Here is a 25,683-nt window from a genome sequence, read left to right as displayed (position 1 = left end):
GGGTGTGCACCGCCGCGGCGCGGCATCGGGCGGCCCGAAAGGGTTAACGCGCGCCGGGTGACGTTGCGTTCCCCGGGGTCACTTGCTGGTGCGTCGCCGCCGCACGGGTTCGGGGCGCACGCGGGCCTCGATATCGTCGTAGAGCATCCCGACGATGTTCTTGCCGGTGGAATTTTCGATCCCCTCCATGCCGGGCGAGGAGTTGACCTCGAGCACCTTGGGCCCCGCCTCGGCCCGTAGAAGGTCGACGCCCGCCAGCCCCAGGCCGAAGGCGCGGGCGGCGCGCAGGGCGGTTTCGCGCTCGGTCTTGGTGATGCGCACAGACTTGGCCGAACCGCCGCGGTGCAGGTTGGAGCGGAAATCGCCCTCGGCCCCGGTGCGTTTCATCGACGCCACGACCTTGCCGCCGATCACGAGACAGCGGATATCCTCGCCCGCGGCCTCCTTGACGAAATCCTGCACGAGGAAGTTGGCCTTGAGGCCGCGGAAGGCGTCGATCACGGACTCGGCGGCCTTCTTGGTTTCGGCCAGCACGACGCCCTTGCCTTGGGTCGATTCCAGCAGCTTGACGATCAGGGGCGCAGTGCCGACGAGGCCGATGAGGTTGCCGGTGTCCTGCGGCGAGGCGGCGAAGGCGGTGTTGGGCATACCCACCTTGGCGCGGGCCATGAGCTGATGCGCGTAGAGCTTGTCGCGGCTGGACGAGATACCGGCCGAAGGGTTCACGCAGTAAGTGCCGATGGTTTCGAACTGGCGCACCACGGCGGCGCCGTAGGAGGTGATCGAGGCGCCGATGCGCGGGATCACGGCATCGTAGCGGGGCAGGCGCTTGCCGTCGTAATGCACCTCGGGCGCCAGCGTGTTGATCGCCATGTAGCAACGGGTGGTGTTGATCACCTCGACGGAATGGCCGCGCTTCTCGCCTTCCTCGACGAGGCGGCGGGTGGAGTAGTTGTCCTCGCGCGAGAGCACCGCGATGCGCAGGGAGCGGTTGGGCTGGGCCTCGCGCATCTTCTTGGTGTGGTAGACGTCGTAGTTGAGCTCGGGCTGAAGGAAGCGGTCGGTGGCGACGATCGAGATGTGATCCTTGAGCGCGGTGCGGCCAAGGAGCATCCGGCTGTTCATGGTGGAACGGTTCGTGAGCGTGATCTCGATCGGCCAGGACTGGCCCGAGACCTCGAGCTTGCTTTCGATGACGTAGCGCAGTTCCTTCTCGCCGTTCGAGGACGCCACCTCGCGCCGGTCGACGATGGGGGCCGAGCAGGGGATCACCAAGTCGTCGCGGCCCGGGATCGGGTGGACGGTGAACCGGACCTTGGGTTTCGAGGAGGGCCCGAAGGTTTCGATGTCGAAGGCGTGGAGTGCCGAGGTGCGCGCGCCGGTGTCGACCTTGGCCCGCAACGCCGGAACGCCCAGTCCGGGCAGGGAAATCCATTCTTCCCAGCCAAAGTTCAGGATCTCGGGGCTGTCGGCGGATGCTGTCATGGGGTGGCCTTTTGATTGTGGATCGGTCGACGGTGGAACTGCAAGTTTCACCACGTAATCCATGTCGGCACAAGGTTACGGTGGGATGACGGTCGCGGGCGCGGCGCGTGAAGCTACTTGTTGATGTCTTCGTCGAAGTAGCGGGTCTGGTCGTCGGGCGCACGAAAGAGGCGGCGCAGTACCAGCCATGCGACGAGCGAGACGCCGGCGAAGAGAGCGACGAGAGTGGGGGCCGCGAACGGCCCGAGCAGAGCCACCAGCAGGGCCATGACCGCGGCGCCCACGGCAATGCCGAGGAAGATGTAGCCCGGCATCAGCAGTTCGAGGATGGCGATGGCCAGCGCGGCGCAGAGCCAGACCCACCAGTGCGACAGCAGGTCGATCATGGCTTGCCTTTCAGCATGGTGAAGGCATTGGCGAAGGCCTCGACCGCGTGGGCGGGCACGATGACGGTCTGCGATGACGGCCCTTGCCCCAGGGCGTTGAGCGCCTCGACCTGCTTCAGCGCGACCTGGTATTGCGCGGCTTCCAGCCCGTTATCGGCGATGGCGCGGGCCACGACGCCGGTGGCGTAGGCCTCGGCGTCGGCCTGGATGCGGCGGGCCTCGGCAGTTTTCTCGGCGGCGTAGAGATCGGCGTCGGCGGCCAGTTCGACGGCGCGTTTCTTGCCCTCGGCCTCGGTCACCTGGGCGCGGCGGGCGCGTTCGGCGTTGAGCTGTTGCAGCATGGCTTCGCGCGTGGCCTGATCGAGATTGACGTCGAGGATCTCGGCCCGGGTGACCTCGATCCCCCAATTGTCGACGGCGTCCTCGACATGCTGCTTGATCGTGTCGATCAGCTGCGAGCGATTGGCCTGCACGTCGTCGAGATCCATCTTGCCGATCTCGGCGCGAACGATCCCGGCGACGGTGGTGGCGATGGCGGCGTCGACGTCGCGGATGCGATAGACGGTCTTTTCGGGGTTGGTGATGCGGTAGAAGACCGAGGTTTCCACCTCGACCAGCACGTTGTCGCGGGTGATGGCGTCCTGGCTGGCATTGGGCAGCTGGCGTTCGAGGATCGAGACGCGGTGCCGGATCTTGTCGAGGAAGGGCACGATGAAGTTGATCCCCGGCCCCAGCACCGAGCGCAGGCGGCCGAAGCGTTCGACCACGTGCTGTTCGGATTGCGGCACGATCTTCACGCCCTTGAAGATCACGAGGAACAGCAGCAGGGCGAGCAGGATGTAGGACAGGTTGGAAGAGAGCAGGTCGATAATCTGGTCTTCGGTCATCGGGATCCCCGTTGAAAAGGTCCCGGCTTAATAGGGCCAGCGCGCGCGCCAATGCAAGGCTTCGATCCGTCGGGCGCGCGGGGTCAGCCGCCGGGATAATCCTGCACCGGACCCTGCGGCAGGAAGGGCTTGCCGGTTTCCTTTTCAAGCTCGGCGGCGCGGGTCAGCAGGCGTTCGCGGCAGGCGGTTTCGAGATCCCAGAAGGTGGACTGGTCGGGGGTGGGCAGGGCGAAGAGGACCTTCTTGCCGAAGATGTCCTGATCCTCGACCCAGACGCCGGCGTCGTCCTTCGATCCCAGCGTGCCGTCGTCGATTTCGTCCATGATCTGGAAGAACGCCGTGCGCAGCGCGCCGACATCGGCGGTCTGGGCGAAGGTGAGGCGGATCGGCCGGGTCATCTCGCGGTCGCCGGCGGAGAGGTTCTCGAAGGGATGCTTGACGAAGTGGCTGACCGGCACGATGAAGCGGTTGCCGGTCCAGATCGCCAGCTGCACATAGGTGAAATGGATGCGCTCGACGGTGCAGAAGCGATCCTCGAAGATGATCTGGTCGCCGATCCGGGCCGAGCGGTTGAGCGCGATCTGCACGGCGGCCAAGAGGTTGCCCAGCACCTCGCGGGCGGCGAAGCCCAGGACGATGGTGATCGCACCGGCCCCGGCCAGCAGGGTGTAGCCCAGCGAGTTGAAGACCTGCACCGAACTGAGCAGCGTGGCGGCGCCGGCGATGACGGCGAGGATGATGACGAACTTGCGGAAGCCCGACAGCATGGTGGCCATGTTGCGATAATGCGCGTTGCCCGGGTTGGCGAGTTCCTCGGGGCTGTTGAGGCTGACGCGGTCGAAGATCTCGTCGGCGACGCGCACGGCCGCAAGGGCGAAGCCGATGACATAGCCCAGAAGGACCAGGGGGCCGACGACGACGCTGATCGGGCCGGTGACCACCAGCAGGCGGTTGGTGGTGAAGCCGATGACGGCGGAAATCACCATGATCGTGGCGGGCAGGCGGAAGGCGCGGACGCAGGCCTGCACGATCCGCCGGCTGGAGAACTGGCCCAGCCAGCCGACGAGGCGATAGGCGATGTAGCCCAGCAGGAACGCGACGACGGTGATGACGGGCAGCGCCAGCCATTCCCAGATATACATCCCGAACGGGCCGCGTTCGCGCGCCCAGGGGGGCATCGCCATTTCAAGCTCGGTCGGCTTGAAGCGCTCGTAAAGCGCGGGGATGTCGCGCACGCTCTGCCGCGAGATGAGCCAGACCGCATCGCCGTTCGCGGGTTTCACGCGGTTGAGGCGCAGGGGCACGGGGCGCTTGTCCAGCTCCAGCATGTTGAGCAGGATCGAGCGGCGCACGCGGCCGGCGCCGGGGTCTTCCTCGGCCCCGTCGAGCCAGCCGTCGGGACGGTCCGACAGGTCGGTCCACGGGATCAAGACCTGGCGGTCGATGATCATCTTCAGCTGCCGCGCGAGATCGGCGCCGCGGTTGGCCTGCATTTCGAGCGGCAGATCGCCCAGGTCCAGCAGGTGGGCCGCGGCGCCGTACTCTTCCTTTTCGAAGAAGGCGAGGAGGGATTCCACCGTCGAGCGGGGCGTGTCGCGGTCGAGGGATTCAGGCGGCTGGGGCAGGCCGGGATTCAGCAGGTCGATCTCGAAATGAGGCTCCTGCGCAAGTGACGCGACCGCACCGGACACGAGGATGAAGAGCGCCGCCAGGAGGCTGCGCAGCGAGGCGGCGATAATGTGCATCGGTCTGGTCACGGGTCCCGTCGTTTTCGTGCCAGCATAACCCGGCCCGTGCCGATTTGGTTCATTTTCTTCCGCGCGGACCGGTCCGGGTTCGAAAACCGGGGTGATTGAAGCTTTCGCCAAAGGCGTTATGGAGGGCGCGGTGAGGTCAGAGGGTGATGATATGACGAACGGGTTCGCTTTCGAGCTGGGCGCAACGAACGGGCAAGCGCGGACAGGGGTGATCCGCACGCCGCGCGGCGAGGTGCGCACGCCGGCCTTCATGCCGGTGGGGACCGCCGCCACGGTCAAGGCGATGATGCCCGAAAGTGTGCGCGAGACCGGGGCGGATATCCTGTTGGGCAACACCTATCACCTGATGCTGCGGCCCACGGCGGAGCGGATCGACGCCCTGGGCGGGTTGCATCGGTTCATGAACTGGGAACGGCCCATTCTGACCGACAGTGGCGGGTTCCAGGTGATGAGCCTGGCGGGGTTGCGCAAGCTGACCGAGGCTGGGGTCACCTTCAAGAGCCATATCGACGGGTCGAAACACGAGCTGACCCCCGAGCGGTCGATGGAGATCCAGCGCCTGTTGGGCAGCGATATCGTGATGTGTTTCGACGAATGCCCCGCGCTGCCGGCGAGCGAAGACGAGGTGGCGCGGGCGATGCGCCTGTCGATGCGGTGGGCGGCGCGGTCGAAGGACGCCTTTGGCGACCGGCCGGGGCATGCGCTTTTCGGGATCATGCAGGGCGGCGTGACGCAGGATCTGCGCGAGGAAAGCGCGAAGGCTCTGGTGGATATCGGGTTTGACGGTTACGCGGTGGGCGGCCTGGCCGTGGGCGAGGGGCAGGCGGCGATGTTCGGCGTGCTGGACTATGCCACCGGGTATCTGCCCGAGGACAAGCCGCGCTACCTGATGGGGGTGGGCAAGCCCGACGACATCGTGGGCGCGGTGAAGCGCGGGGTGGACATGATGGATTGCGTGCTGCCGTCGCGGTCGGGGCGGACGGGGCAGGTGTTCACCCGGCGCGGCGTGCTGAACATCAAGAACGCGCGGCACCAGGACGACCCGCGCCCCCTGGACGAGGCCTGCACCTGTCCGGCCTGCCGCAACTATTCGCGCGCTTACCTGCATCACGTGTTTCGCAGCCAGGAGATCATCAGTTCGATGCTGCTGACCTGGCACAACCTGCATTACTACCAGGAGATCATGGCGGGGATGCGCGAGGCCATCGCCGAGGGCCGGTTCGCCGCCTGGGAAGCAGAGTTTCACGGCGGGCGGGCCGAGGGGGATATCACGCCGATTTAAGAGCTTTCGCAATGGCTTGGCCGATCCACCGGCTTTTGGCTCCAAACTGTTTCCAAAACGTGATCCGATTTCTCTAGGTGGTGGGCGGTTTTCCGCTTATCCTGATGTCATTACTGGGGAAATGAGTACTATTACAATGACTTATGCTGCCTTTGCCTTTAGCTGGATGTCCGTCGCGCTGTTCGCGGCCGTGCTGCTCGCCTAGTTCAGGCACGCGACGGACCCTCCGAGCCCTGAATTTCAGACCGGCACCACGCACCGGACCGATTCATTTTTTTGAACGCTTTGCCGGCAGAGCGCGACCCAGAGGCATCACGACACCGTGACAGGCTGGGAGCGATCATATGACATATGCGGTATTCACCTTCACCTGGGCCTCTATGGCGGTTCTGGCGGCGGTGCTGCTGGCCTGACCGTGCCGCGCCAGGGACGCGCCAAGACGCGCGTCCACGCATGGGCCGCGCCTGCGCGAAAATGCGCAATCACTGTTAAGAACGCGTATATTTGGTGCTTGTGCCTGTCTGCGCCGCGAGTCATGCTGGCACCAGCCCCCTTGTGGGCCGAGGTTGAAACTGGTCCGAGAGCGCCCAGATTAAGCCTATCGAAACGGAGAAGGCCGGTGGTTGCCGCCAAGTCGGGACCGGAGCCTTCTTGCCAATACAGGATACCGAGCATGCAAGATCCCCTTAACGCCTCTTACCCCGTGCTGCCGCTGCGCGATATCGTGGTGTTCCCGCACATGATCGTGCCGCTTTTCGTGGGACGCGAGAAATCCGTCCGGGCGCTGGAAGAGGTGATGCAGGACGACAAGCAGATTCTGCTGTCGAGCCAGATCGACCCGGGCGAGGACGACCCGAATTCGGACGGCATTTACACGGCCGGCGTGCTGGCCAACGTGCTGCAACTGCTGAAACTGCCCGACGGCACCGTGAAGGTGCTGGTCGAGGGTGTGGCGCGGGTGAAGATCACCGAATACCTGGAAAACGAGAATTTCTTCGAGGCGCGGGCCGAGTACCTGGCCGAGATGCCGGGCGACGCCGCGACGATCGAGGCGCTGCTGCGGACCGTTTCGGACGAGTTCGCGCGCTATGCCAAGGTCAAGAAGAACATCCCCGAAGAGGCGCTGGCCGCCGTGACCGAGGCCGACGATGCCGCCAAGCTGGCCGACCTGGTGTCGGGGCACCTGGGCATCGAGGTGGCGCAGAAGCAGGAACTCTTGGAGACGCTGAGCGTCAGCGAGCGTCTGGAGAAGGTCTATGGCCTGATGCAGGGCGAGATGAGCGTGTTGCAGGTCGAAAAGAAGATCAAGACGCGCGTGAAGTCCCAGATGGAGCGCACGCAGCGCGAATATTACCTGAATGAGCAGATGAAGGCCATTCAGAAGGAGTTGGGCGATGGCGAGGACGGCGAAGGCGAGATTGCCGAGTTGGAAGAGCGCATCGAGAACACCAAGCTCAGCAAGGAAGCCCGCGAGAAGGCCGAGGGCGAGCTGAAGAAGCTCAAGAACATGAGCCCGATGAGTGCCGAGGCGACGGTGGTGCGCAACTACCTGGACTGGATGCTGTCGATTCCGTGGGGCACGAAATCCCGCGTGAAGAAGGATCTGGGCCGGGCGCAGGACGTGCTGGACCACGACCACTATGGCCTTGAGAAGGTCAAGGAGCGGATCGTCGAGTACCTCGCGGTGCAACAACGCTCGAAAAAGCTGAAAGGCCCGATCATGTGCCTTGTCGGCCCGCCGGGCGTGGGCAAGACCAGCTTGGGCAAATCCGTCGCCAAGGCGACGGGGCGCGAGTTCATCCGCATCAGCCTGGGCGGCGTGCGCGACGAGTCCGAGATCCGCGGTCACCGCCGGACCTATATCGGCTCGATGCCGGGCAAGATCATACAGTCGCTGAAGAAGGCGAAGACGACCAACCCGCTGATCCTGCTCGACGAGATCGACAAGATGGGCCAGGATTTCCGGGGCGATCCCGCGTCGGCCATGCTGGAGGTGCTGGACCCCGAGCAGAACGGTACGTTCGTCGACCACTACATGGAGGTCGAATACGACCTGTCGAACGTGATGTTCCTGACCACGGCGAACTCCTACAACATGCCGGGGCCGCTGCTGGACCGGATGGAGATCATTCCGCTGGCCGGCTACACCGAGGACGAAAAGCGCGAGATCGCCAAGCAGCACCTTCTGGCCAAGCAGATCAAGAACCACGGTCTGAAGCAGAAGGAGTTCAGCCTGGATGACAGTGCCTTGACGGCGATCATCCGGCATTACACCCGCGAGGCGGGCGTGCGGAACCTCGAACGCGAGATCAGCAAGGTCTGCCGCAAGGCGCTGACCAAGATCATCAAGAAAGAGGCCGAGCGCGTCGACGTGACCGGCGACAATATCGACGAGTTCCTGGGCGTGAAGAAGTTCCGCTATGGGCTTGCCGAGGAGAAGGACCAGGTGGGTGTCGTCACCGGGCTGGCCTATACGTCGGTGGGTGGCGAATTGCTGAACATCGAGGCGCTGCGCCTGCCGGGCAAGGGCCGGATGAAGACCACCGGCAAGCTGGGCGACGTGATGAAGGAATCGATCGACGCGGCCTCAAGCTATGTCCGGTCGATCAGCCCGCAGATCGGGGTGAAACCGCCGCGGTTCGAGAACTGGGACATCCACGTGCACGTGCCCGAGGGCGCCACGCCCAAGGATGGCCCCAGCGCGGGCCTGGCGATGGTGACGTCGATCGTGTCGGTGCTGACCGGGATCCCGGTGCGCAAGGACATCGCCATGACCGGCGAGGTCACGCTGCGCGGCAATGCGCTGGCCATCGGCGGGCTGAAGGAGAAGCTGCTGGCGGCCCTGCGCGGCGGGATCAAGACGGTTCTGATCCCGCAGGAAAACGAGAAGGACCTGACCGAAATCCCCGACAACGTGAAGGAGGGGCTGGAGATCATACCGGTCGAACATGTCAGCGATGTCCTGCGGCTGGCGCTGGTCAAGGCGCCCGAGCCGGTCGAATGGGACGAAGCCGCCGAGGAGGCGGCTGCCGCCGAGGCCGCGCGAAAGTCGCGGGATGACGGGGCAGGGGCGGTGACCCACTAGGCCGGCCCAACCGTTCAGTGAAAAGAGAAAGGCGCCCCGGTCGGGCGCCTTTTTTTCATCCGGGCAGATTTATTCAAGGCCGCCTGCCGCAGGCCGCGCAGGCGCAGGCGCCGGATGACCGGCCGGTCGGTTCGGGGGCCCGATTGCGCGGTTTCGCAGTCTAGAACGCGCCGCCGGCCGCCGCGAAGAGGAAGACGTAAAACAACGTCAGCATCAGCGCATCGACCTTGGCCGTGGAATCTTCGACGGCGGCATCCGCGATAACCTGCTGATCGAGCACGGGGTCTGACAAGTTTCCGGCAAGGCCGGGTTCGATGAAAAGCAGCGAGGCGACAGCGGCGGCGACAATAACTTTCTTCATTGCGTGATCCCCAGTGATAATTGGCGACAGTTTATGCGGCCCGGTTGCCGGCACGTCAACTCGGCGGTGGTATTCCGTTCCAAATCCGGTATCGTGTGTCAAAAGTGCAAATATTAGAGGCCCAAAATGGCATCGCGCAGTACGACAAGCCCGAAATCCAAGGCCGCGGCCACGGCGCCCGCCGCCCCGGCCAAGGCGGATCTGGACGTGGTCACGGAGACGACCGCGGCGGAGATCGTTTCGACCGAACTCAAGAAGCAGGAGCTGCTTCAGCTGGTGGCGGACCGTGCCGATCTGAACAAGAACAAGGTGAAGCCGGTGGTCGAGGCCATGCTGGAAGTACTGGGCGAGGCGTTGGCCGAAGGGCGCGAACTGAACCTCAAGCCGCTGGGCAAGGTGAAGATCAACCGCCAGAAAGAGGTCGGCAACGCGCGGGTCACCGTGGCGAAGATCCGGCAATCGAAGGACGACGACACCAGCGGCAACGGCTAGGTTTGCCTGGATCCGCCTGCAGGGTGAAATTCCCTGCGCGGATCATGCGGCTTTGCTATTGCACCGATCTCGAAGGGGCGCTAAACAGCGGCTCCGGCGGGCGATTAGCTCAGTGGTAGAGCGCTTCGTTCACATCGAAGATGTCAGAAGTTCGAATCTTCTATCGCCCACCATTTCCCACTCTATACGTTCAGCATCCGCCAGAGCCCGTAGCCGATGACCAGCAGGGTCACGACGACCACGGCGGGCCAGCTCCAGCCTGGCCAGTGCGGCGGGAAGCGTTGGCGCAGGATCTGAAGCGACGTCGCCATGAACCAGGCGAGGGTGAGGCCGAGGAGCATGAAGAATGCGATGATCCGGGCATTGCCCTGGCCGTGCCTGCCCAGCCCCAGGACGTCGAGATAATGCGCGCCCCACAGGATTATGAGGGCTGCCGCCATCGCCAGGGCGGCCAGCAGGGCGGGCCGGCCATGGGGCAGGAGGGCCAGCACCAGAAAGAGCGCCGCCGGGAGTGCGAATGCAAGAAGAGTGAGGGCCATGCTCGTGCGCAGTCTTTTTCTTCGTTGCCGACGACCTTAGGCACGGGCACAGGCGTTCTGAATAGATTTCGGAACGCCCGTGTTCATTTTTGCCCGGCCTGTTGCGGGAAAGTTCGACGGCGCAGTCGGCGGGGCGGTCGGGTGCGAAGCATCTTGCAAGGCCATTGCGGTGTTGCTAGAGGAGCGCAACGAGGGGCGGTTAGCTCAGTTGGTAGAGCGCTTCGTTTACACCGAAGATGCCGGGGGTTCGAGTCCCTCACCGCCCACCATTCCCCCTAATGGAAACAGGATGGCAGACGCGCGCTTTCCGATGTCGAAACACGTGCCGGGGGTTGTTTCGCTTGGAGAAACATTCCGTTTTTGAGGATCGGAGTCATTCCAACCTGCATTCCACGCTGTTAACCATGTTTGCGGATGCCGGTGGGCCGACGGTTGCCACGGCAAGGCTCGATGCAGGGGAAGCAGGAGCACATGCAGAATTCACTGGACCTTATCAAGGTCGGCGGGGCCTGCGTCTCGGGCCTGGCGCGCAACGGGTACGCTATCGAGACGGTGTCGGATTTCGAGGCCGTGGAACAGCTGGTGCGGGAGCATGGCAAGACCAGCGTCACCGCGAAACTGTCGGCGCATTACAACGATTTCACCGAAGAGTCCGGCTTCTGGCTGGTGCTGCGCGAGGGCGAGACCTTCGTGGCCGCGGTGGCGACGCGGTTCGACAATGTCGGACGCGAGAACATGGGCGACTACATGCGCCGGACGATGCGCCGGCATTATCCGCACCCGTCCGGCGACACCTTGCTGGACTTCACCACGGCGCTGCCGCCGGGGTTTCACGGGCGCATGGCCTATATCGGAGAGCTTTTCGTCGCCCCGGGGCAGCGGGGGTCGCGGCAGCGCCTGCGGCAGCTGATGTTGCTGCTGCATTGCTGTATCGCCACGAAATGGCCGGTGGACTGGACCTATGCGATGATGCGGGACCGGGACGTGATGGCGGGATTCGCAACCACGTATGGTTTCACCGTGCAGGTGCCGGGCGTGGCGAGATGGGCCGATCCGGCGCCCGCGGGGCGGGGCGACAGCGAATGGCTGGTGGCGCTGTCGTCGGAGCACCTGTCTCACATGATGGCGTATTACGCCGGCTCACTCGAGAGCTTGTGAGTAGTTCAGCACGTACTTGTTGCCTTCGCCATCACGCACCGGCAGCAACAGCCGCTTGTAGGTGAAGCGCAGCGGAAAGCTGTGGCCGGGCAGCATGACGTCGATTTCCTCGATCGTCAGCTTGGGTTCGCCGCGCGTGGCCTCGACATGGGCCAGCCGGACGCTTTCGCACAGCTTGTCATCGAAGGTGGTGAAGAGATAGCGCAGGTGCTCGGCCGTCTGGATGCCGAAGCTTTGCGCGGCGAGGCTCTGGTGGCCGATCTTGTAGGGTTCGGGCAGGCGCGAATGCTCGTCCGGCGCAAGGTAGAGATCGACATGTTCGCTGAGCGTGTCGAAATTGGTCAGAACGCCGCCCTGCTGGTGCCACCAGGTCAGCACGTCGTCCAGGAGGGGGCGGGCGCCTCGTTGCGACAGCTTGCGATGCGCCTCGCGGGTGACGGAGGTCAGGATCCGCTCGGCCTGGGCCGTGACGATGCGGTTGTCGATCTCGCCGCCGGCCAGGGTTATCTGGTCGTTGAGACCGGCGATCTGGTTCGGCGTGATGCCGAGGGCGGAGCAGATCTTGACGACGCTGGAATAGCCCGGGTCACTTTTCGAGGACAGGAGGTTGGAAATATAACGCTCGCCCTGTCCGATCTCGAGAGACAGGCCTTTGTAATCATAGGACGAGCCCTTGATGTAGGTCTTCAGTCGATCATGGAAATCCAGCACGAGATACCAATCCTGTTTTACGGATCACGAGTCATTTATAAGAGGTCTATTGCAGTAACGTCAAATAGCGATTGACACTTCGCCAGTAAAGTATTTAGCCCCAACGCTTGGCACCTGTGCACCTGAATCCAAAGAAAAACACTGTTTCCGAAGACTGACGCAACGTCACGAAACGCTTGAAAACCTGCGTCGGAGCGGGTGTGGAAAAACCTGTCGATTTGACGCGGTGAACGCTTGACGGGACGGGCCGCGCCGCCTAAACACCCTCTCACGCTCGGGGCATGGCTTCGGGTTTGCAGCGGGCGGTTGTAGCTCAGTTGGTTAGAGTACCGGCCTGTCACGCCGGGGGTCGCGGGTTCGAGCCCCGTCAACCGCGCCACCGCTGCAAAACATTACGACCTTCGCGCGGTTGTAGCTCAGTTGGTTAGAGTACCGGCCTGTCACGCCGGGGGTCGCGGGTTCGAGCCCCGTCAACCGCGCCACGTCATCCCCTGCATTCAGTCGAAGAACCGGCGCAGCGCCGCGATGGTCGCCTCGGGCGCGGTGTCGATGAAGAAATGGCCGCCTTCGACCGTACCGGAGCGCATGTCGGCGCATTTCGGCTCCCACGTGGCCGGCACGTCATAGTGGCGGGCCATCGCCCCGTCGCGACCGTAGAGGATCAGCGTGGGGCAGGCGATGCGGGCGTCGAGATCGGCGGCATCGTCATGCACGTCATGGGCAATGGCGGCGCGGTAATCGTTGCACATGCCGCGGATCGTGTCGCGGTTGCGCCAGCTGCGCTGGTATGCGGCCAGTTGATCCGTGGCGAAATCATCGAGCGCGGCGGAGCCCCAGCCGGTGAGGCAGGACTGGTAATAGGCGTCCGGGTCGGCAGCGATCATGTCCTCGATCAGGGCGCCGGGCTGGGCAAGGAAGAACCAGTGGTAATAGGTCTGCGCCACGTCCATCCGCAATTTAGTCAGAAGGGTGTGCGTGGGGACGATATCCATCAGGCATAGCGAGGTCACGGCGTCGGGCGCGTCGAGCGCGAGCCGGTGCGCCACGCGCGCCCCGCGATCATGGCCTGCGACGGCGAAGCGGTCGTGGCCAAGGTGTGACATCAGCGCCAGTTGGTCGCGGGCCATTTCGCGAAAGCTGCAGGCGGCGACATCCCGGGGTTTATCGCTGTCGCCATAGCCGCGCAGGTCGGGGCAGACGACCGTATGGGTCTGAGCCAGCGCCGGGGCCACGTGGGCCCAGAGCGCACGGGTCTGCGGGAAACCGTGCAAGAGCAGCAGCGGCGGGCCGGAGCCGCCGATGCTGTAGGCGACGTGGATGCCGTTGACCTGCGCGGTCGCGTGGCGAAAGCCGGGGATGGGCACGGGTTAGCGCGACAGCCGGTCGAGCACGCGCGCCCAGCTGCGGGTGCCCTTGTGAAAGCTCTCGACGTTGTATTTCTCGTTGGGCGAATGGATCGCGTCGTCTTCCTGGGCAAAGCCGATCAGCATGGAATCGAGCGACAGGATTTCCTTGAAGAAGCCGGCGATGGGGATCGAGCCGCCCATGCCGGTGAAAACCGCCTCGCGATCCCATTCATCGGAGAGTGCCTGGCGGGCGGCCTCGAACTCGGGGCGGTCGGTGTTCATCTTCGCCGCCGGCGAGCCGTCGAGATCGTCGTTCCAGGTGACGCGGGCGTCGGGCGAAAGGCGGTCTTCGACATGCTTGCGGATGTTCTCGCGCAGGGCGTCGGGGTCCATGTCGTCGACCAGCCGGCAGGTCAGCTTGCAATGCGCCTCGGCGGGGATCACCGTCTTGGTGCCGGCGCCCTGATAGCCGCCCCAGAGGCCGTTGATTTCCAGCGTGGGGCGGGCCCATTGCTGGACGAGCGTGCTGTAGCCTGCCTCGCCATGCGCTTGGGTGAAGCCGACCGAGGACAGGTATTCCTTTTCGTCGAAGCCGCAGCTTTCCCATTGGCGCAGAAGCTCGGCCGGAACCTCTTGCACCCCGTCGTAGAAGCCGTCGACGGCAACGCGCCCGGTGTCGTCGTGGAACGAGGCGATGAGGCGCGAGATTTCCCGCAGCGGGTTCAGGGCGGGGCCGCCATAGTGGCCCGAATGCAGGTCGATGCGGGGGCCGTGGATGGTGAATTCATCCTTCATCATGCCGCGCAGCTGCGAGGCGATGGAAGGCACGCCGGGGGCCACCATGGAGGTGTCGCAGATCAGTGCAAGATCGGCCTGAAGCTCTTCGGCGTTTTCCTTCATGAAGGGGATGAGGGAGGGCGAACCCGATTCCTCTTCGCCCTCGAAGAAAAACGTGATGCGGCAGGGCATCTCGCCGGTGACGTGTTTGTAGGCGCGGCAGGCCTCGACGAAGGTCATCAGCTGGCCCTTGTCGTCCGAGGCGCCGCGGCCGCGGATGACCTTGCCTGTGTCGGTGTCCTGGATCTGCGGATCGAAGGGGTCGGTCTTCCAAAGCTCAAGCGGGTCGACGGGTTGGACGTCGTAATGGCCATAGAACAGGAGGTGCGGGCCGGTGCCGCCCTTGGGTCCGTCGGCGTGGCCCACCACCATGGGGTGGCCGGTGGTGGGGCGCTTCTCGGCCTTGATGCCCAGGCTTTGCAGGTCGGCGACCAGCCAGTCGGCGGCGTCCTCGGTGGGCTGCTTGAAGGCCGGATCGGTGGAAATGGAAGGGATGCGCAGGAGATCCGTCAGGCGGTCCATCGCGTCGGGCAACTGGTCGTCGATACGGGTGAGGATGGCGTCGAGGGACATGCGCGAACTCCGGTCTGAAGGAAATGTTGGCCGGACCCTACCACCGCGCGCCGGACTGTCCAGCGGGATCGGGGCGCCGGCCCCTTGCGCCTGCGACCAAAGGAGGGGCCGGGCGCGGTTGTCACGGGGGCAGGGGCGTGGCAATTTGTAACCTGTTGCGCGCCAAGCCTTAAAACTATATCCGGCGCAACAAGGGCGAAGCTGGCCGCCTCCGCGCCGCGCCTCGTCAGACTGCCAGGAGGAGATCCGCGTGGATTACACTGCCAAGCTCGATATCGCCTTGAACCGACTTCACGAGGAAGGGCGGTACCGCACCTTCATCGATATCGAGCGGACGAATGGCCAGTACCCGCACGCGACCTGGAAGCGGCCCGACGGGGGCGAGCAGCCGATCACCGTCTGGTGCGGCAACGATTATCTCGGGATGGGGCAGCACCCTGTCGTCCTGGCGGCGATGCACGAGGCGCTCGACGCCACCGGCGCAGGGTCGGGCGGCACGCGCAACATCTCGGGCACGACGGTCTATCACAAGCGGCTGGAGGCCGAACTGGCGGACCTGCACGGCAAGGAAGCGGCGCTGCTGTTCACCTCGGCCTATATCGCCAACGATGCCACGCTATCGACGCTGCCGAAGCTGTTTCCCGGGCTGATCATCTATTCGGACTCGCTGAACCACGCCTCGATGATCGAGGGCATTCGCCGCAACGGCGGGTCCAAGCGGATTTTCCGGCACAACGACCTGGACCATCTGCGCGAGATGATGGCGGCGGACGATCCCGCGGCGCCGAAGCTGATCGCCTTCGAATCGATCTATTCGATGGATGGCGATTTCGGTCCGATCGAGGCGGTCTGCGACATCGCGGACGAGTTCGGCGCGCTGACCTACCTGGACGAGGTGCACGCGGTGGGCATGTACGGTCCCCGCGGCGGCGGCGTGGCCGAACGCGACCGGTTGACCCACCGGATCGACATCATCAACGGCACGCTGGCCAAGGCGTTCGGCGTGATGGGCGGCTATATCGCCGCGAGCGAGAAAATGTGCGATGCGGTAAGGTCTTATGCGCCGGGCTTCATCTTTACCACGTCGCTGCCGCCGGCCGTCGCCGCCGGTGCGGCCGCGTCGGTTGCGCATCTCAAGCACGATCAGGACCTGCGCGACCGGCACCAGACCCAGGCCGGGATCCTGAAGCTGCGGTTGAAGGGGCTGGGCCTGCCGATCATCGATCACGGCACGCATATCGTGCCGGTGATCGTGGGCGATCCGGTGCACACCAAGAAACTGTCGGACATGCTGCTGGAGCGCTACGGCATCTACGTGCAGCCGATCAATTTCCCGACCGTGCCGCGCGGCACCGAGCGGCTGCGCTTTACCCCCTCGCCGGTGCATGGCCCGCGCGAGATGGACCATCTGGTTAACGCGATGGATGAACTCTGGAGTCATTGCGCGCTGAATCGTGCCGAACTGTCAGCATAATTTCGTCACAGGTGCATTGTTTCTTGCGCTATGCTAAGAGTGCATAAAGAAAAAGGGCATCGCGCGAATCGGACAGACCCGGATGAAGGGTTTCGCGCGGCGGGATAAACGCAGGCACGAAGTTAGAGGGCAGAACCTGATGATAGGGTTCCGATCCAAGCGATATACTGGGGAACCGGACGTCGAGCCGCGTGGTTTCGACGCGTTTGAGTTGCGCTTGGGCGACCTTATGCGCGGTGAGCGCGCGACACTGGGCAAATCCCTTCTGGATGTTGAACGCGAGCTTCGCATCAAGGCCTCCTACATCGCCGCCATCGAGAATTGCGATCCCGATGCGTTCGACACGCCGGGCTTCATCCCCGGCTACGTGCGGTCCTACGCGCGCTATCTGAACATGGATCCCGACCGGGCCTTTGCCGGCTTCTGCGCGGAAAGCGGGTTTTCCATCGCGCATGGCATGTCGGCCGAGGCCAGCAGTATCCGCCGCCCCGACGCGATGCCGATGCGGCGCAAGGCCCGCAGCGAAGATCCCATCGCCTTGCCGAAGACACCGTTCGTGCCGGCCACTGAATCGTTTCTGGCCCGGATCGAGCCGGGCGCGATCGGGTCGGCGATGGTGCTGACATTGCTGATCGGCGGCCTGGGCTATGGCGCGTGGAGCATCCTGAACGAGGTGCAACGCGTGCAGTTCGCCCCGGTCGAGAACACACCTGCGGTCCTGAGCGACCTCGATCCGCTGGACGGCGCCGTCGCACCGGCCCAGAGCGACGGCGAGACGCGCGAGAACGATCCCGCGACGACGGCGTCGGTGTTCGACGCCCCGCGCGACGAGCGGCTGGACCGGCTGTACCGGCCCGAGGCGCTGGATGTGCCCGTAATGGTCGCGCGCGACGCGCCGATTTCCACGCTGAACCCTGCCGATGTGGGGGCGTTCAGCGGCACGCTGCCGGAGGCGGACCGGACCTCGCCCGATTACGCGACGGCCACGGCCGGTGCCGCGCAGATCGCCGATGTGCCCCGGACGGGCCAGACGGGCCGGACCGGCGAAGAGCGCCAGGGACCACAGGTTCTGGCCGAGCAGCCCGCCGGCGTGAAGATGGTGGCCGTCCGTCCCGCGTGGGTCCGGGTGCAGGCACCCGATGGCAGTGTCATCTACGAGACGATCATGAACGCGGGCGACACCTGGGACGTGCCGGTGATGGAAGATGCGCCGACGATCCGGATCGGGGAAAGCGGCGCGATCTATTTCGCCGTGAACGGCGTGCACCATGGCCCGGCCGGGCAGCGCGGGCAGGTGACCTCTGGCCTGCCGCTGGATTCGAAGATGCTGGCCGATGCGCTGCCGGTGGCGAACCTGGACTCCGACCAGGACCTTTCGCGCTACGTGGCCGAACTCGAAGCGCGGGCCGAGACACCGCCGACACAGGACTGATCCGCGCCTGAAGGGCCGGACCCTTAATTCGCGATCCTTTCATTGTCATAGCCGCGCTGCATCCTTACCTTGGACGCAGGATTGAAACTTGTCTGGACCTGTACTGATGTCGCTGAACCACATCCGCCCGTGGCGTAATATCTATCGCAGGGAAAGCCGCCAGATCATGGTGGGCAACGTGCCGGTGGGCGGCGGCGCCCCGATCAGCGTGCAGACCATGACCAACACGGCGACGACCGATGTCAAGGGCACGGTCGCGCAGGTGCAGGCTGCCGCCGATGCGGGGGCGGATATCGTGCGGGTCTCGGTGCCGGACGAGGACAGCGCCCGCGCCCTGAAGGAGATCGTGCGCGAAAGCCCGGTGCCGATCGTGGCGGATATCCATTTCCACTACAAGCGCGGGATCGAGGCCGCCGAGGCGGGCGCGGCCTGCCTGCGGATCAACCCGGGCAATATCGGCAGCCAGGACCGGGTGCGCGAAGTGATCAGGGCGGCGCGCGACCACGGCTGTTCCATGCGGATCGGCGTGAATGCCGGGAGCCTGGAAAAGCACCTGCTGGACAAGTACGGCGAGCCCACGCCCGAGGCCATGGTGGAATCCGGGCTCGATCATATCAAGGTGCTGGAAGACAACGACTTTCACGAGTTCAAGATCAGCTGCAAGGCGTCGGACGTGTTCATGGCCGCCGCCGCTTACCAGGCGCTGGCCGAAGCAACGGACGCACCCATACACCTTGGCATCACCGAGGCGGGCGGGCTGACCTCGGGCACGATCAAGAGCGCCATCGGGTTGGGCAACCTGCTGTGGATGGGGATCGGCGACACGATCCGCGTCAGCCTGTCCGCCGACCCGGTCGAAGAGATCAAGGTCGGCTACGAGATCCTGAAATCGCTGGGCCTGCGCCACCGGGGCGTGAACATCATTTCCTGCCCCAGCTGCGCGCGGCAGGGATTCGACGTGATCAAGACGGTCGAGGCGCTGGAGGAACGGCTGGAGCATATCAAGACGCCGATGAGCCTGAGCATCATCGGATGCGTGGTCAACGGGCCGGGCGAGGCACTGATGACCGACGTGGGCTTTACCGGCGGCGGCGCGGGCAGCGGCATGGTCTATCTTGCCGGCAAGGCCAGCCACAAGATGTCGAACGATCAGATGATCGAGCACATCGTCGAGGAGGTCGAGAAGAAGGCCGCCGAGATCGAGGCGGCCGGGGAGGGAGCGCAAGCCGCGGAATGATGTCCGGTCAACGGCTTGCGCGGTGATCTTCGCGCGTTTCACTGCGTTTCGCGATATTCCGTGAGGCTGGTTGGCCCGGAAACGCCCTGATCAGCCTTCGTTGCGGATCTCCTCGGCGATCATTTCCATTTCTTCCTGCGGGACGTAGCCGCGCAGCATCTGATTTTCCATCACGAAGGAGGGCGTGCCCGAGATCTGAAGGGCGCGGCCGAGCGCGTGGTTTTCCTCGATCACGGTGGTGACCTCTTCGCTGCCCATCGCGGCGATGATGTCGTCCACGGGCAGGTCCAGCGGTTCGGCCATCCGGCGCAGCGCCGGTTCGGTGATGTCGCCGGAATAGGCCATGAGAGCCTCGCTGACGGCATGGTAGGCGTCGTCGCCGGCGACTTGCTGCGTGGCGATGGCAAAGCGCGACGCGGTGACCGATTGCTCGCCCAGGATCGGGAATTCCTTGACGATGAAGCGGATGTTGCCGTCTTCCTTCAGCAGGTTCGTCACCTCGGGATGGGCGCGTTTGCAGTAGCCGCAGCGATAATCGAGGAATTCGACCAGGGTGATGTCGCCGTCGGGATTGCCGCCGACCCAGGAATGGCCGTCATCGAAGAGCGCGTCTGCATTGGCGGCCACGAGATCCTTGTCGCTCTGCGCCTGGGCGTCGGCCTCGCGCTGTTCCAGCACGGCGACGGCTTCCATGATGACCTCCGGGTTCTCCATCAGGTAGGCGCGGACCTCGTCACGGAAGGCGGCGCGTTCGGCATCGGTCATGGCATCGAGGTCGAGCGCCTGTGCGGGCAGGGCAAGGCCCAGGGCGAGGGCGGTCGCGGTAACGAGGGGACGGGTCATCCGGGCTCTCCTTTGCGGAATACGTGGCGTGTTTGGGGCTTCGCGTGAATGGCGTCAAGCCGTGGCGGGCCAGGTGCATTGACGTGCGTCCGTTTTCCCTGTGAAACCCGGGTGTGGCCGCAATGTAGGGATATAAGGATGCGAAACTCAACCCGTTCGGAGGTCGATCCCTTTATCGTGATGGACGTGATGGAAGCCGCGCGGCGCGCCGAGGCGGACGGCCGGCACATCATCCACATGGAGGTGGGTCAGCCGGGCACCCCCGCGCCCGAGGGCGCAAGGGCGGCGCTGGCGCGGGCCACGCAGGACGATCCGATGGGCTATACCGTGGCGCTGGGGCTGCCGGCGCTGCGCACGCGGATCGCGCGGCTGTATGGCGAGTGGTACGGCATCGACCTGTCGCCCGAGCGGGTGGTGATCACGCCGGGCTCGTCCGGGGCGTTCATCCTGGCCTTCACGGCGCTTTTCGATACCGGGGCGCGCGTGGGCATCGGCGCGCCGGGCTATCCCAGTTATCGCCAGATCCTGAAGGCGCTGGATCTCTGCCCGGTGGACATCGAGACCACCCCCGGGCACCGCTATCAGCCCGTGCCGGGAGATGTGGCGGCGCACAAGCTGGACGGCCTGCTGGTGGCCAGCCCGGCGAACCCGACGGGGACGATGCTGGACAGGGACGCGCTGGCGGCGCTGATGGGGGCGGCGCAAGAGGCCGGTGCGGGGTTCATCAGCGACGAGATCTATCACGGCATCGAGTATGACACCCGCGCGGTCACCGCGCTGGAGGTCAGCGACGAGGCCTACGTGATCAACTCGTTCTCCAAGTATTTCAGCATGACGGGCTGGCGCGTGGGCTGGATGGTGGCGCCCGAGACACATGTGCGCCGGATCGAGCGGCTGGCGCAGAACCTGTTCATCTGCCCGCCGCATGCCAGCCAGGTGGCGGCGCTGGCGGCGATGGAGTGCGGGCCGGAGTTGCAGGCCAACATGGACGTCTACCGCGCCAACCGGGCGCTGATGCTGGAGGGCCTGCCGAAGGCCGGGTTCGACCGGATCGCGCCGCCCGATGGTGCGTTCTACGTCTATGCCGATGTCAGCCAGCTGACCGATGACAGCCGGGCCTTTGCCGCCGAGATCCTGGAGCGGGCCGGGGTGGCGGTGACGCCGGGGCTGGATTTCGACCCGGTGCGCGGTGGCGGCACGCTGCGGTTTTCCTATGCGCGGTCGACGGCGGATATCGAGGATGGCCTGGGGCGGCTGGCGGCCTTCATGGCGGCGCGGTGATCCGGGTGTGCGCCTGCGGCGCGCAGGTTTCGGGAGAGGAGGGGCGCTGCCCCTCCGGCCGAAACCGGGTTTCGGCCTCCTCCCCGGGATATTTCCGGCCAGGGGAAAAGCGGGCTGTGGGAATCGGTCGTGCTGGTGTAGAGTGGCGACAACCAAGACCGAAAAGCGGCTGAGCAGTATGATCCGGGTGTTTCTGGCAATGATGATGTGCCTTTGGGCCGTGGCGGCGGCGGCGCAGTCCTCTTTCGGCGGGCTGGCGCGGGTCGACATGGACGGCTCGCGGCTGTCGGATACGCGGCAGGGCCTGGTGCTGGAACTGGCGCTGAGCCAGGGCGTGCCGTGGCGGGTGTTCACGCTGGACGCGCCGGAGCGCCTGGTGGTGGATTTCCGCGAGGTGGACTGGCGCGGTGTGGACGCGGCCCTGCTGGACATGGCCGAACGGGCGCGGCAGGTGCGCATGGGCAGTTTCCGGCCCGGCTGGTCGCGCATGGTGATCACGCTGGCCGGGCCGTACGCGGTGCGGGCCGCGGACATGGCGCTTGAGCAGGAGACGGGCGCGGCGCTCTTGTCGATCGAATTGACGGAAGTGACCGAAGCCGCCTTCGCCGCGGCCTCGGGCGCGCCGAAGGTGCCGGGCTGGGACAGGCAGGATCCGTCGCCCGGCAAAGCCGCGCGCACGGCGGATCCGGGCCTGTTCACGGTGGTGATCGACCCCGGGCATGGCGGCATCGATCCGGGCGCGGAGAAGGACGGCCTGTCGGAAAAGGACCTGATGCTGGCCTTCGCGCGCGAGTTGAAGGACGTGCTGTTGCGGCAGGCGGATGTCGAGGTGGTGCTGACCCGCGAGGATGACAGTTTCGTCTCGCTGGAACGGAGGGTGGCGATTGCCCACCAGGTCGGGGCGGGGCTGTTCATTTCGCTGCACGCGGATGCGCTGATTGAGGGGCGGGCGCATGGCGCGACGGTCTATACCCTGTCGGACAGCGCCTCGGACCGCGCCTCGGCGGCGCTGGCCGAGCGGCATGACCGCGCCGACCTGTTGGCCGGGATCGACCTGACGGGATCGGATGACGTGGTGGCCGACGTGCTGATGGACTTGGCGCGGATGGAGACGCAGCCCCGGGCCGAACAGCTGGCAAAGGCGATCCAGATGGGCATAAGGGAGAAGGGGCTGCCGCTCAATTCGCGGCCCATGCGGATGGCCGGATTCTCGGTGCTGAAATCGCCCGATATTCCATCGGTCCTGCTGGAAGTGGGGTTTCTGAGCTCGGACCGGGACCGTGCCAACATCGCGGACGCGGAATGGCGCGCCCGGATGGCGCAGGCGGTCAGCGACGCCGTCCGGGCCTGGCGCCAGGCCGATGCGGCCAACGCGGAACTGGTGCGGCAATGAGGCGCCGACGGCCCGGGCGCACCGGAATGTGTTTTGACGGCGCATCGCGCGGCGCCTATAGGAAGGCGATCTTGAAAGGACCCGTATCTTGCTGAGACCCATCACCACATTCCTGGGCACGATCTTCAGTCTCGTGACGCTTGTCGTCGTGGTGATCGCACTGTCGATCGGGGCGGTGTTTCACATTTACGGCAAGGACCTTCCGAGCCACGAAAGCCTGGCGAATTACACGCCGCCGACGATCAGCCGGATCTATTCGGGCGAGGGGCGGATCATCGACGAATTCAGCCGCGAGCGGCGGCTGTTCACGCCCGCCGAGGATATCCCCGATCTGGTGAAGCAGGCCTTCATCTCGGCCGAGGACAAGAATTTCTACAGCCATGGCGGCTATGACGCGCGCGGGATCGCCGCCGCGGTGGTGGAGGCGGTGCGCTCGCGCGGGCAGAACGTGCGCGGGGCGTCGACCATCACGCAACAGGTGATGAAGAACTTCCTGCTGTCGGGCGACCGGCGGATCGAGCGCAAGATCAAGGAGATCATCCTGGCCACGCGGATCGAAGAGACGCTGAGCAAGGAAGATATCCTCGAGCTTTACATGAACGAGATCTTCCTCGGCCAGAATTCCTATGGCGTGACGGCGGCGGCGCAGACCTATTTCAACAAGCCCCTGCGAGAGCTTGCGCCGCACGAGGCGGCCTTTCTGGCGTCGATGCCCAAGGCGCCGTCGGACTATCACCCGGTGCGCGAGAGAGAGCGCTTGATGAAGCGGCGTAATTTCGTGCTGAAGGAAATGTACGAGAACGGGTATATCGACGAGGCGAGTTACGAGACCGAGGTGGCGATGCCGCTAAAGTCGGTTCAGAATGGCGATTTCGAGCCGTTTTCAGCGCAGCTGCCACCGCGCGATTACTTCACCGATGAGATTCGCCGCCAGCTGAGCCAGGATTTCGGCGAAGGCGAGTTCTTCTCGGGCGGTCTGGCGGTGCGCGCCACGATTGACCGCGAATTGCAGAACATCGCGGCAGAGGCGCTGCGCGAACAGTTGGAAACCTATGATCGCGGCACGGGCCGGTGGCGTGGCACGGGCAAGACCTTGCCCGCCGAGGTGCTGGAAAGCGAAGAGGCATGGCGCGCGGCGCTGGCCGAAACGCGGGTTGCGCGCGACATCGAGCTTGACGGGACGTGGTATCCGGCGGTGATCCTGGAGATCGGGGATCAGCGGATGCGCCTTGGCATCGAGGGGGTCGAAGAAACCGAGGCCGAGCCTCATGTGGTGCCGCGCGAGGACATCGCCTGGCTGCCCGGCAATTTTCAGGAAACCTTCGAGCGGGGCGAGGTCGTGCACGTGCGGCGCATGACCGCCGACAGCGACGGCAGCTTCATCCGCTGGACATTGCGGCAGGTGCCGCAGGTGCAGGGCGGCTTCGTGGCGATGGACGTCAACACCGGCCGCGTGCTGGCGATGCAGGGCGGGTTCTCCTATCAGCACTCGGTCTTCAACCGTGCGACGCAGGCCAAGCGCCAGCCCGGGTCGAGCTTCAAGCCGTTCGTCTACGCCTCCGCGCTGGACAGCGGCTATACGCCCGCGACGATCGTCGTGGACGCGCCGATCGAGATCAACACGCCGCAGGGATTGTGGCGGCCCAAGAACTCGTCGAACAAGTTCTATGGGCCCACGCCGCTGCGGACCGGCATCGAGCAGTCGCGGAACCTGATGACGGTCCGCCTGGCCGAAGAGGTCGGCATGGAAACCGTGGCGAGCTATGCCGAGAAATTCGGCGTCTACGACAACATGAAGCCGTTCCTGGCCAACGCATTGGGGTCCGAGGAGACTACGCTGTACAAGATGGTGGCGGCCTATTCGATGTTCGCCAATGGCGGCGAGCGGGTGCAGCCGACACTGGTGGACCGTGTGCAGGACCGCTATGGCCGCACGGTGTATCGCCATGACGCGCGGGATTGCACCGATTGCGGCGATCCGGGTATCCCGCGGTCGCGCAGCCCTCGCATCGTGTCCAACCGCGAGCGGGTCATGGACCCGGTGACGGCCTATCAGTTGACGTCGATGATGAAAGGCGTGGTCGACCGGGGGACGGCCCGCGGTGCGATCAACCTTCCGGTGCCGATTGCCGGCAAGACCGGCACCACCAACGACGCGCGCGACGTGTGGTTCGTGGGCTTTTCGTCCACGATCGCGGCGGGCTGTTACATCGGTTATGACCAGCCGCGCGGCATGGGGCGGAGCGCTTATGGCTCGTCGATGTGCGGCCCGGTCTTCCAGGCGTTCATGGAGAAGGCGATCCAGAAATACGGCGGCTCGGAGTTCAAGGTCCCCGAGGGCTGCGATTTCATCAACATCGACCGCTATTCCGGCTCGCGCCTGCCCGACGGTGCGTCCGGCCCCAACGTGGTGTCGGAATGTTTCCGCGAAGGCGAAGACCCGCTGTTCGGGATCATGTTCGACGGCGGCTACGCGATGGGCGGCGATTTCGACCTGTTCCAGGCGGGCGAGACCGAGCAGGTGCGCGAGGTCACGACCTCGACCGGGAACAAGGCGCAGGTCGGGCAGAAATCCAGCTTTGGCAACATGAGCTCGGGCGGGCTTTATTGAATCCGGGTACAAGACGAAACGGTGTGCCGTCGTCAGAGAAGTTCGGCCTTGGTCTCGACGGGGGCGAAACCGGCGGCCTCGAACAGCGCGCGGGAAGCGGTGTTGAAGTTCCAGTAGTTGACTGTGATACGATCCACGCCCCGCGCTTTTAGATCACGGACGGTATGTTGAACCAATGCCATGCCGACGCCTTGCCGACGGTCTGCTGGGTCTACGCAGATTTGATGCAGGTGGCCTTCAAAGTGGGGTGAGCGGATCGGACCGGATTTATCGATAACTTCCGACATGGAGAAGGCGAGGACACGCTCGTCCTTCGACGCCAGCCAGACTCGCCACCTGTCGTCCGAAATCGAAGCCGAGAAAAACGCGCGGCGACCTTCTGTATCGACGGGCATGCGAAACACATCCGGGCGTGACGTTGCGTGTATTGCTTGCACAATGTCACTTAGCCTCTCTATCGCCTTGAGGTCCTCAAGACGTGCAAGTCTGATAAACAAGCTCTTCATAGTACAT

22 protein-coding genes and 4 tRNA genes are annotated in these 25,683 nt (G+C 64.8%); 15 read left to right on the top strand and 11 right to left on the bottom strand.

Annotated elements, in window-relative coordinates; all coding sequences use genetic code 11:
* Window positions 1-78: 78 nt before the first annotated feature.
* The 4 genes from rimK to FIU85_RS02925 all read right to left on the bottom strand — a co-directional run bounded on the left by rimK (window position 79) and on the right by FIU85_RS02925 (window position 4,515).
* The gene (gene rimK / locus FIU85_RS02940; protein ID WP_152495789.1) at window positions 79-1,485 is read right to left on the bottom strand and encodes a 30S ribosomal protein S6--L-glutamate ligase; all 1,407 of its coding nucleotides are present in this window, start codon (window positions 1,483-1,485) and stop codon (window positions 79-81) included.
* Between the two features lie 113 nt (window positions 1,486-1,598).
* A complete protein-coding gene (locus FIU85_RS02935) occupies window positions 1,599-1,871 on the bottom strand; it encodes an NfeD family protein (RefSeq protein ID WP_152492161.1) in 273 nt (90 codons plus the stop codon).
* Window positions 1,868-2,758: an SPFH domain-containing protein gene (locus FIU85_RS02930; RefSeq protein WP_152492162.1), complete on the bottom strand. Its 891-nt coding sequence runs from the start codon at window positions 2,756-2,758 to the stop codon at window positions 1,868-1,870. Before FIU85_RS02930 ends, FIU85_RS02935 begins: the two co-directional genes overlap by 4 nt.
* Before the next feature lie 83 nt (window positions 2,759-2,841).
* A complete protein-coding gene (locus tag FIU85_RS02925) occupies window positions 2,842-4,515 on the bottom strand; it encodes a mechanosensitive ion channel family protein (protein ID WP_172978782.1) in 1,674 nt (557 codons plus the stop codon).
* A 151-nt stretch (window positions 4,516-4,666) separates the two neighbouring features.
* Between FIU85_RS02925 and tgt the strand changes: the two genes are divergently transcribed.
* The 3 genes from tgt (at window position 4,667) to lon (ending at window position 8,882) form a co-directional block, all read left to right on the top strand.
* A complete protein-coding gene (gene tgt / locus FIU85_RS02920; protein ID WP_152495787.1) occupies window positions 4,667-5,797 on the top strand; it encodes a tRNA guanosine(34) transglycosylase Tgt in 1,131 nt (376 codons plus the stop codon).
* 16 nt (window positions 5,798-5,813) lie between these two features.
* Complete coding sequence (locus tag FIU85_RS02915; RefSeq protein WP_152492165.1) at window positions 5,814-6,002, top strand: hypothetical protein; 189 nt, start codon at window positions 5,814-5,816, stop codon at window positions 6,000-6,002.
* Between the two features lie 468 nt (window positions 6,003-6,470).
* On the top strand, window positions 6,471-8,882 hold the full coding sequence (gene lon, locus FIU85_RS02910) for an endopeptidase La (RefSeq protein ID WP_152495786.1): 2,412 nt from the start codon (window positions 6,471-6,473) through the stop codon (window positions 8,880-8,882).
* Between the two features lie 160 nt (window positions 8,883-9,042).
* On the opposite strand, the gene FIU85_RS02905 is transcribed toward lon, so the two are convergent.
* Complete coding sequence (locus tag FIU85_RS02905) at window positions 9,043-9,243, bottom strand: hypothetical protein (RefSeq protein ID WP_152495785.1); 201 nt, start codon at window positions 9,241-9,243, stop codon at window positions 9,043-9,045.
* Window positions 9,244-9,369: 126 nt separating this feature from the next.
* Here FIU85_RS02905 and FIU85_RS02900 point away from each other — a divergent pair, with 126 nt between their 5' ends.
* On the top strand, window positions 9,370-9,735 hold the full coding sequence (locus FIU85_RS02900) for an HU family DNA-binding protein (RefSeq protein WP_152492168.1): 366 nt from the start codon (window positions 9,370-9,372) through the stop codon (window positions 9,733-9,735).
* Between the two features lie 98 nt (window positions 9,736-9,833).
* Window positions 9,834-9,908, top strand: a tRNA-Val gene (locus FIU85_RS02895).
* Between the two features lie 9 nt (window positions 9,909-9,917).
* Here the strand turns inward: FIU85_RS02895 and FIU85_RS02890 are convergent.
* The gene (locus tag FIU85_RS02890; protein ID WP_152495784.1) at window positions 9,918-10,274 is read right to left on the bottom strand and encodes a hypothetical protein; all 357 of its coding nucleotides are present in this window, start codon (window positions 10,272-10,274) and stop codon (window positions 9,918-9,920) included.
* A gap of 193 nt (window positions 10,275-10,467) precedes the next feature.
* On the opposite strand from FIU85_RS02890, the gene FIU85_RS02885 reads away from it, so the two are divergent.
* Window positions 10,468-10,543: transfer RNA gene (locus FIU85_RS02885), tRNA-Val, on the top strand.
* A gap of 202 nt (window positions 10,544-10,745) precedes the next feature.
* Window positions 10,746-11,432: a hypothetical protein gene (locus FIU85_RS02880; protein ID WP_152492170.1), complete on the top strand. Its 687-nt coding sequence runs from the start codon at window positions 10,746-10,748 to the stop codon at window positions 11,430-11,432.
* Here the strand turns inward: FIU85_RS02880 and FIU85_RS02875 are convergent.
* Window positions 11,415-12,143, bottom strand: a complete 729-nt coding sequence (locus FIU85_RS02875; RefSeq protein WP_152492171.1) for a helix-turn-helix transcriptional regulator — start codon at window positions 12,141-12,143, stop codon at window positions 11,415-11,417. The genes FIU85_RS02880 and FIU85_RS02875 overlap by 18 nt on opposite strands.
* Before the next feature lie 302 nt (window positions 12,144-12,445).
* Here FIU85_RS02875 and FIU85_RS02870 point away from each other — a divergent pair.
* Window positions 12,446-12,522 (top strand) — tRNA-Asp (locus FIU85_RS02870).
* A 26-nt stretch (window positions 12,523-12,548) separates the two neighbouring features.
* Window positions 12,549-12,625, top strand: a tRNA-Asp gene (locus FIU85_RS02865).
* A 15-nt stretch (window positions 12,626-12,640) separates the two neighbouring features.
* Here the strand turns inward: FIU85_RS02865 and FIU85_RS02860 are convergent.
* Both FIU85_RS02860 and FIU85_RS02855 read right to left on the bottom strand, forming a co-directional pair.
* Complete coding sequence (locus tag FIU85_RS02860; protein WP_152495783.1) at window positions 12,641-13,507, bottom strand: alpha/beta fold hydrolase; 867 nt, start codon at window positions 13,505-13,507, stop codon at window positions 12,641-12,643.
* Between the two features lie 3 nt (window positions 13,508-13,510).
* On the bottom strand, window positions 13,511-14,899 hold the full coding sequence (locus tag FIU85_RS02855) for a dipeptidase (RefSeq protein ID WP_152495782.1): 1,389 nt from the start codon (window positions 14,897-14,899) through the stop codon (window positions 13,511-13,513).
* A 250-nt stretch (window positions 14,900-15,149) separates the two neighbouring features.
* Between FIU85_RS02855 and hemA the strand changes: the two genes are divergently transcribed.
* The 3 genes from hemA (at window position 15,150) to ispG (ending at window position 19,042) form a co-directional block, all read left to right on the top strand.
* On the top strand, window positions 15,150-16,373 hold the full coding sequence (gene hemA, locus FIU85_RS02850) for a 5-aminolevulinate synthase (protein ID WP_152492174.1): 1,224 nt from the start codon (window positions 15,150-15,152) through the stop codon (window positions 16,371-16,373).
* Window positions 16,374-16,512: 139 nt separating this feature from the next.
* Window positions 16,513-17,805: a helix-turn-helix domain-containing protein gene (locus FIU85_RS02845; RefSeq protein ID WP_152495781.1), complete on the top strand. Its 1,293-nt coding sequence runs from the start codon at window positions 16,513-16,515 to the stop codon at window positions 17,803-17,805.
* A gap of 106 nt (window positions 17,806-17,911) precedes the next feature.
* A complete protein-coding gene (gene ispG / locus FIU85_RS02840; protein ID WP_152494447.1) occupies window positions 17,912-19,042 on the top strand; it encodes a flavodoxin-dependent (E)-4-hydroxy-3-methylbut-2-enyl-diphosphate synthase in 1,131 nt (376 codons plus the stop codon).
* A gap of 90 nt (window positions 19,043-19,132) precedes the next feature.
* Here ispG and FIU85_RS02835 read toward each other — a convergent pair whose 3' ends face one another.
* The gene (locus FIU85_RS02835) at window positions 19,133-19,885 is read right to left on the bottom strand and encodes a DsbA family protein (RefSeq protein ID WP_152495780.1); all 753 of its coding nucleotides are present in this window, start codon (window positions 19,883-19,885) and stop codon (window positions 19,133-19,135) included.
* A gap of 138 nt (window positions 19,886-20,023) precedes the next feature.
* Here FIU85_RS02835 and FIU85_RS02830 point away from each other — a divergent pair, with 138 nt between their 5' ends.
* The 3 genes from FIU85_RS02830 to FIU85_RS02820 all read left to right on the top strand — a co-directional run bounded on the left by FIU85_RS02830 (window position 20,024) and on the right by FIU85_RS02820 (window position 25,170).
* Window positions 20,024-21,166, top strand: coding sequence for a pyridoxal phosphate-dependent aminotransferase (locus FIU85_RS02830; RefSeq protein ID WP_152495779.1), 1,143 nt, complete (start codon window positions 20,024-20,026; stop codon window positions 21,164-21,166).
* Between the two features lie 178 nt (window positions 21,167-21,344).
* A complete protein-coding gene (locus FIU85_RS02825; protein WP_152498163.1) occupies window positions 21,345-22,559 on the top strand; it encodes an N-acetylmuramoyl-L-alanine amidase in 1,215 nt (404 codons plus the stop codon).
* Between the two features lie 88 nt (window positions 22,560-22,647).
* Window positions 22,648-25,170: a penicillin-binding protein 1A gene (locus FIU85_RS02820; protein WP_152495778.1), complete on the top strand. Its 2,523-nt coding sequence runs from the start codon at window positions 22,648-22,650 to the stop codon at window positions 25,168-25,170.
* Between the two features lie 32 nt (window positions 25,171-25,202).
* Here FIU85_RS02820 and FIU85_RS02815 read toward each other — a convergent pair whose 3' ends face one another.
* Window positions 25,203-25,676 carry a GNAT family N-acetyltransferase gene (locus tag FIU85_RS02815; protein WP_152495777.1) on the bottom strand — a complete coding sequence of 158 codons (474 nt, stop codon included), beginning with the start codon at window positions 25,674-25,676 and terminating at the stop codon, window positions 25,203-25,205.
* Window positions 25,677-25,683: the final 7 nt, after the last annotated feature.

Origin of the sequence: Roseovarius sp. THAF8 (assembly GCF_009363735.1) — a bacterium.
Classification (GTDB): Bacteria; Pseudomonadota; Alphaproteobacteria; order Rhodobacterales; family Rhodobacteraceae; genus Roseovarius.
The sequence above is the reverse complement of the archived record's forward strand: the minus strand, read 5'-3'. Positions and strand labels throughout refer to the sequence as shown.

Coding starts and splice junctions, on each gene's coding strand:
- rimK (WP_152495789.1), bottom strand. CDS start 1,485: ATGACAGCATCCGCCGACAGCCCCGAGATCCTGAACTTTGGCTGGGAA.
- FIU85_RS02935 (WP_152492161.1), bottom strand. CDS start 1,871: ATGATCGACCTGCTGTCGCACTGGTGGGTCTGGCTCTGCGCCGCGCTG.
- FIU85_RS02930 (WP_152492162.1), bottom strand. CDS start 2,758: ATGACCGAAGACCAGATTATCGACCTGCTCTCTTCCAACCTGTCCTAC.
- tgt (WP_152495787.1), top strand. CDS start 4,667: ATGACGAACGGGTTCGCTTTCGAGCTGGGCGCAACGAACGGGCAAGCG.
- lon (WP_152495786.1), top strand. CDS start 6,471: ATGCAAGATCCCCTTAACGCCTCTTACCCCGTGCTGCCGCTGCGCGAT.
- FIU85_RS02905 (WP_152495785.1), bottom strand. CDS start 9,243: ATGAAGAAAGTTATTGTCGCCGCCGCTGTCGCCTCGCTGCTTTTCATC.
- FIU85_RS02900 (WP_152492168.1), top strand. CDS start 9,370: ATGGCATCGCGCAGTACGACAAGCCCGAAATCCAAGGCCGCGGCCACG.
- FIU85_RS02890 (WP_152495784.1), bottom strand. CDS start 10,274: ATGGCCCTCACTCTTCTTGCATTCGCACTCCCGGCGGCGCTCTTTCTG.
- FIU85_RS02880 (WP_152492170.1), top strand. CDS start 10,746: ATGCAGAATTCACTGGACCTTATCAAGGTCGGCGGGGCCTGCGTCTCG.
- FIU85_RS02855 (WP_152495782.1), bottom strand. CDS start 14,899: ATGTCCCTCGACGCCATCCTCACCCGTATCGACGACCAGTTGCCCGAC.
- FIU85_RS02845 (WP_152495781.1), top strand. CDS start 16,513: ATGATAGGGTTCCGATCCAAGCGATATACTGGGGAACCGGACGTCGAG.
- ispG (WP_152494447.1), top strand. CDS start 17,912: ATGTCGCTGAACCACATCCGCCCGTGGCGTAATATCTATCGCAGGGAA.
- FIU85_RS02835 (WP_152495780.1), bottom strand. CDS start 19,885: ATGACCCGTCCCCTCGTTACCGCGACCGCCCTCGCCCTGGGCCTTGCC.
- FIU85_RS02830 (WP_152495779.1), top strand. CDS start 20,024: ATGCGAAACTCAACCCGTTCGGAGGTCGATCCCTTTATCGTGATGGAC.
- FIU85_RS02825 (WP_152498163.1), top strand. CDS start 21,345: ATGATCCGGGTGTTTCTGGCAATGATGATGTGCCTTTGGGCCGTGGCG.
- FIU85_RS02815 (WP_152495777.1), bottom strand. CDS start 25,676: ATGAAGAGCTTGTTTATCAGACTTGCACGTCTTGAGGACCTCAAGGCG.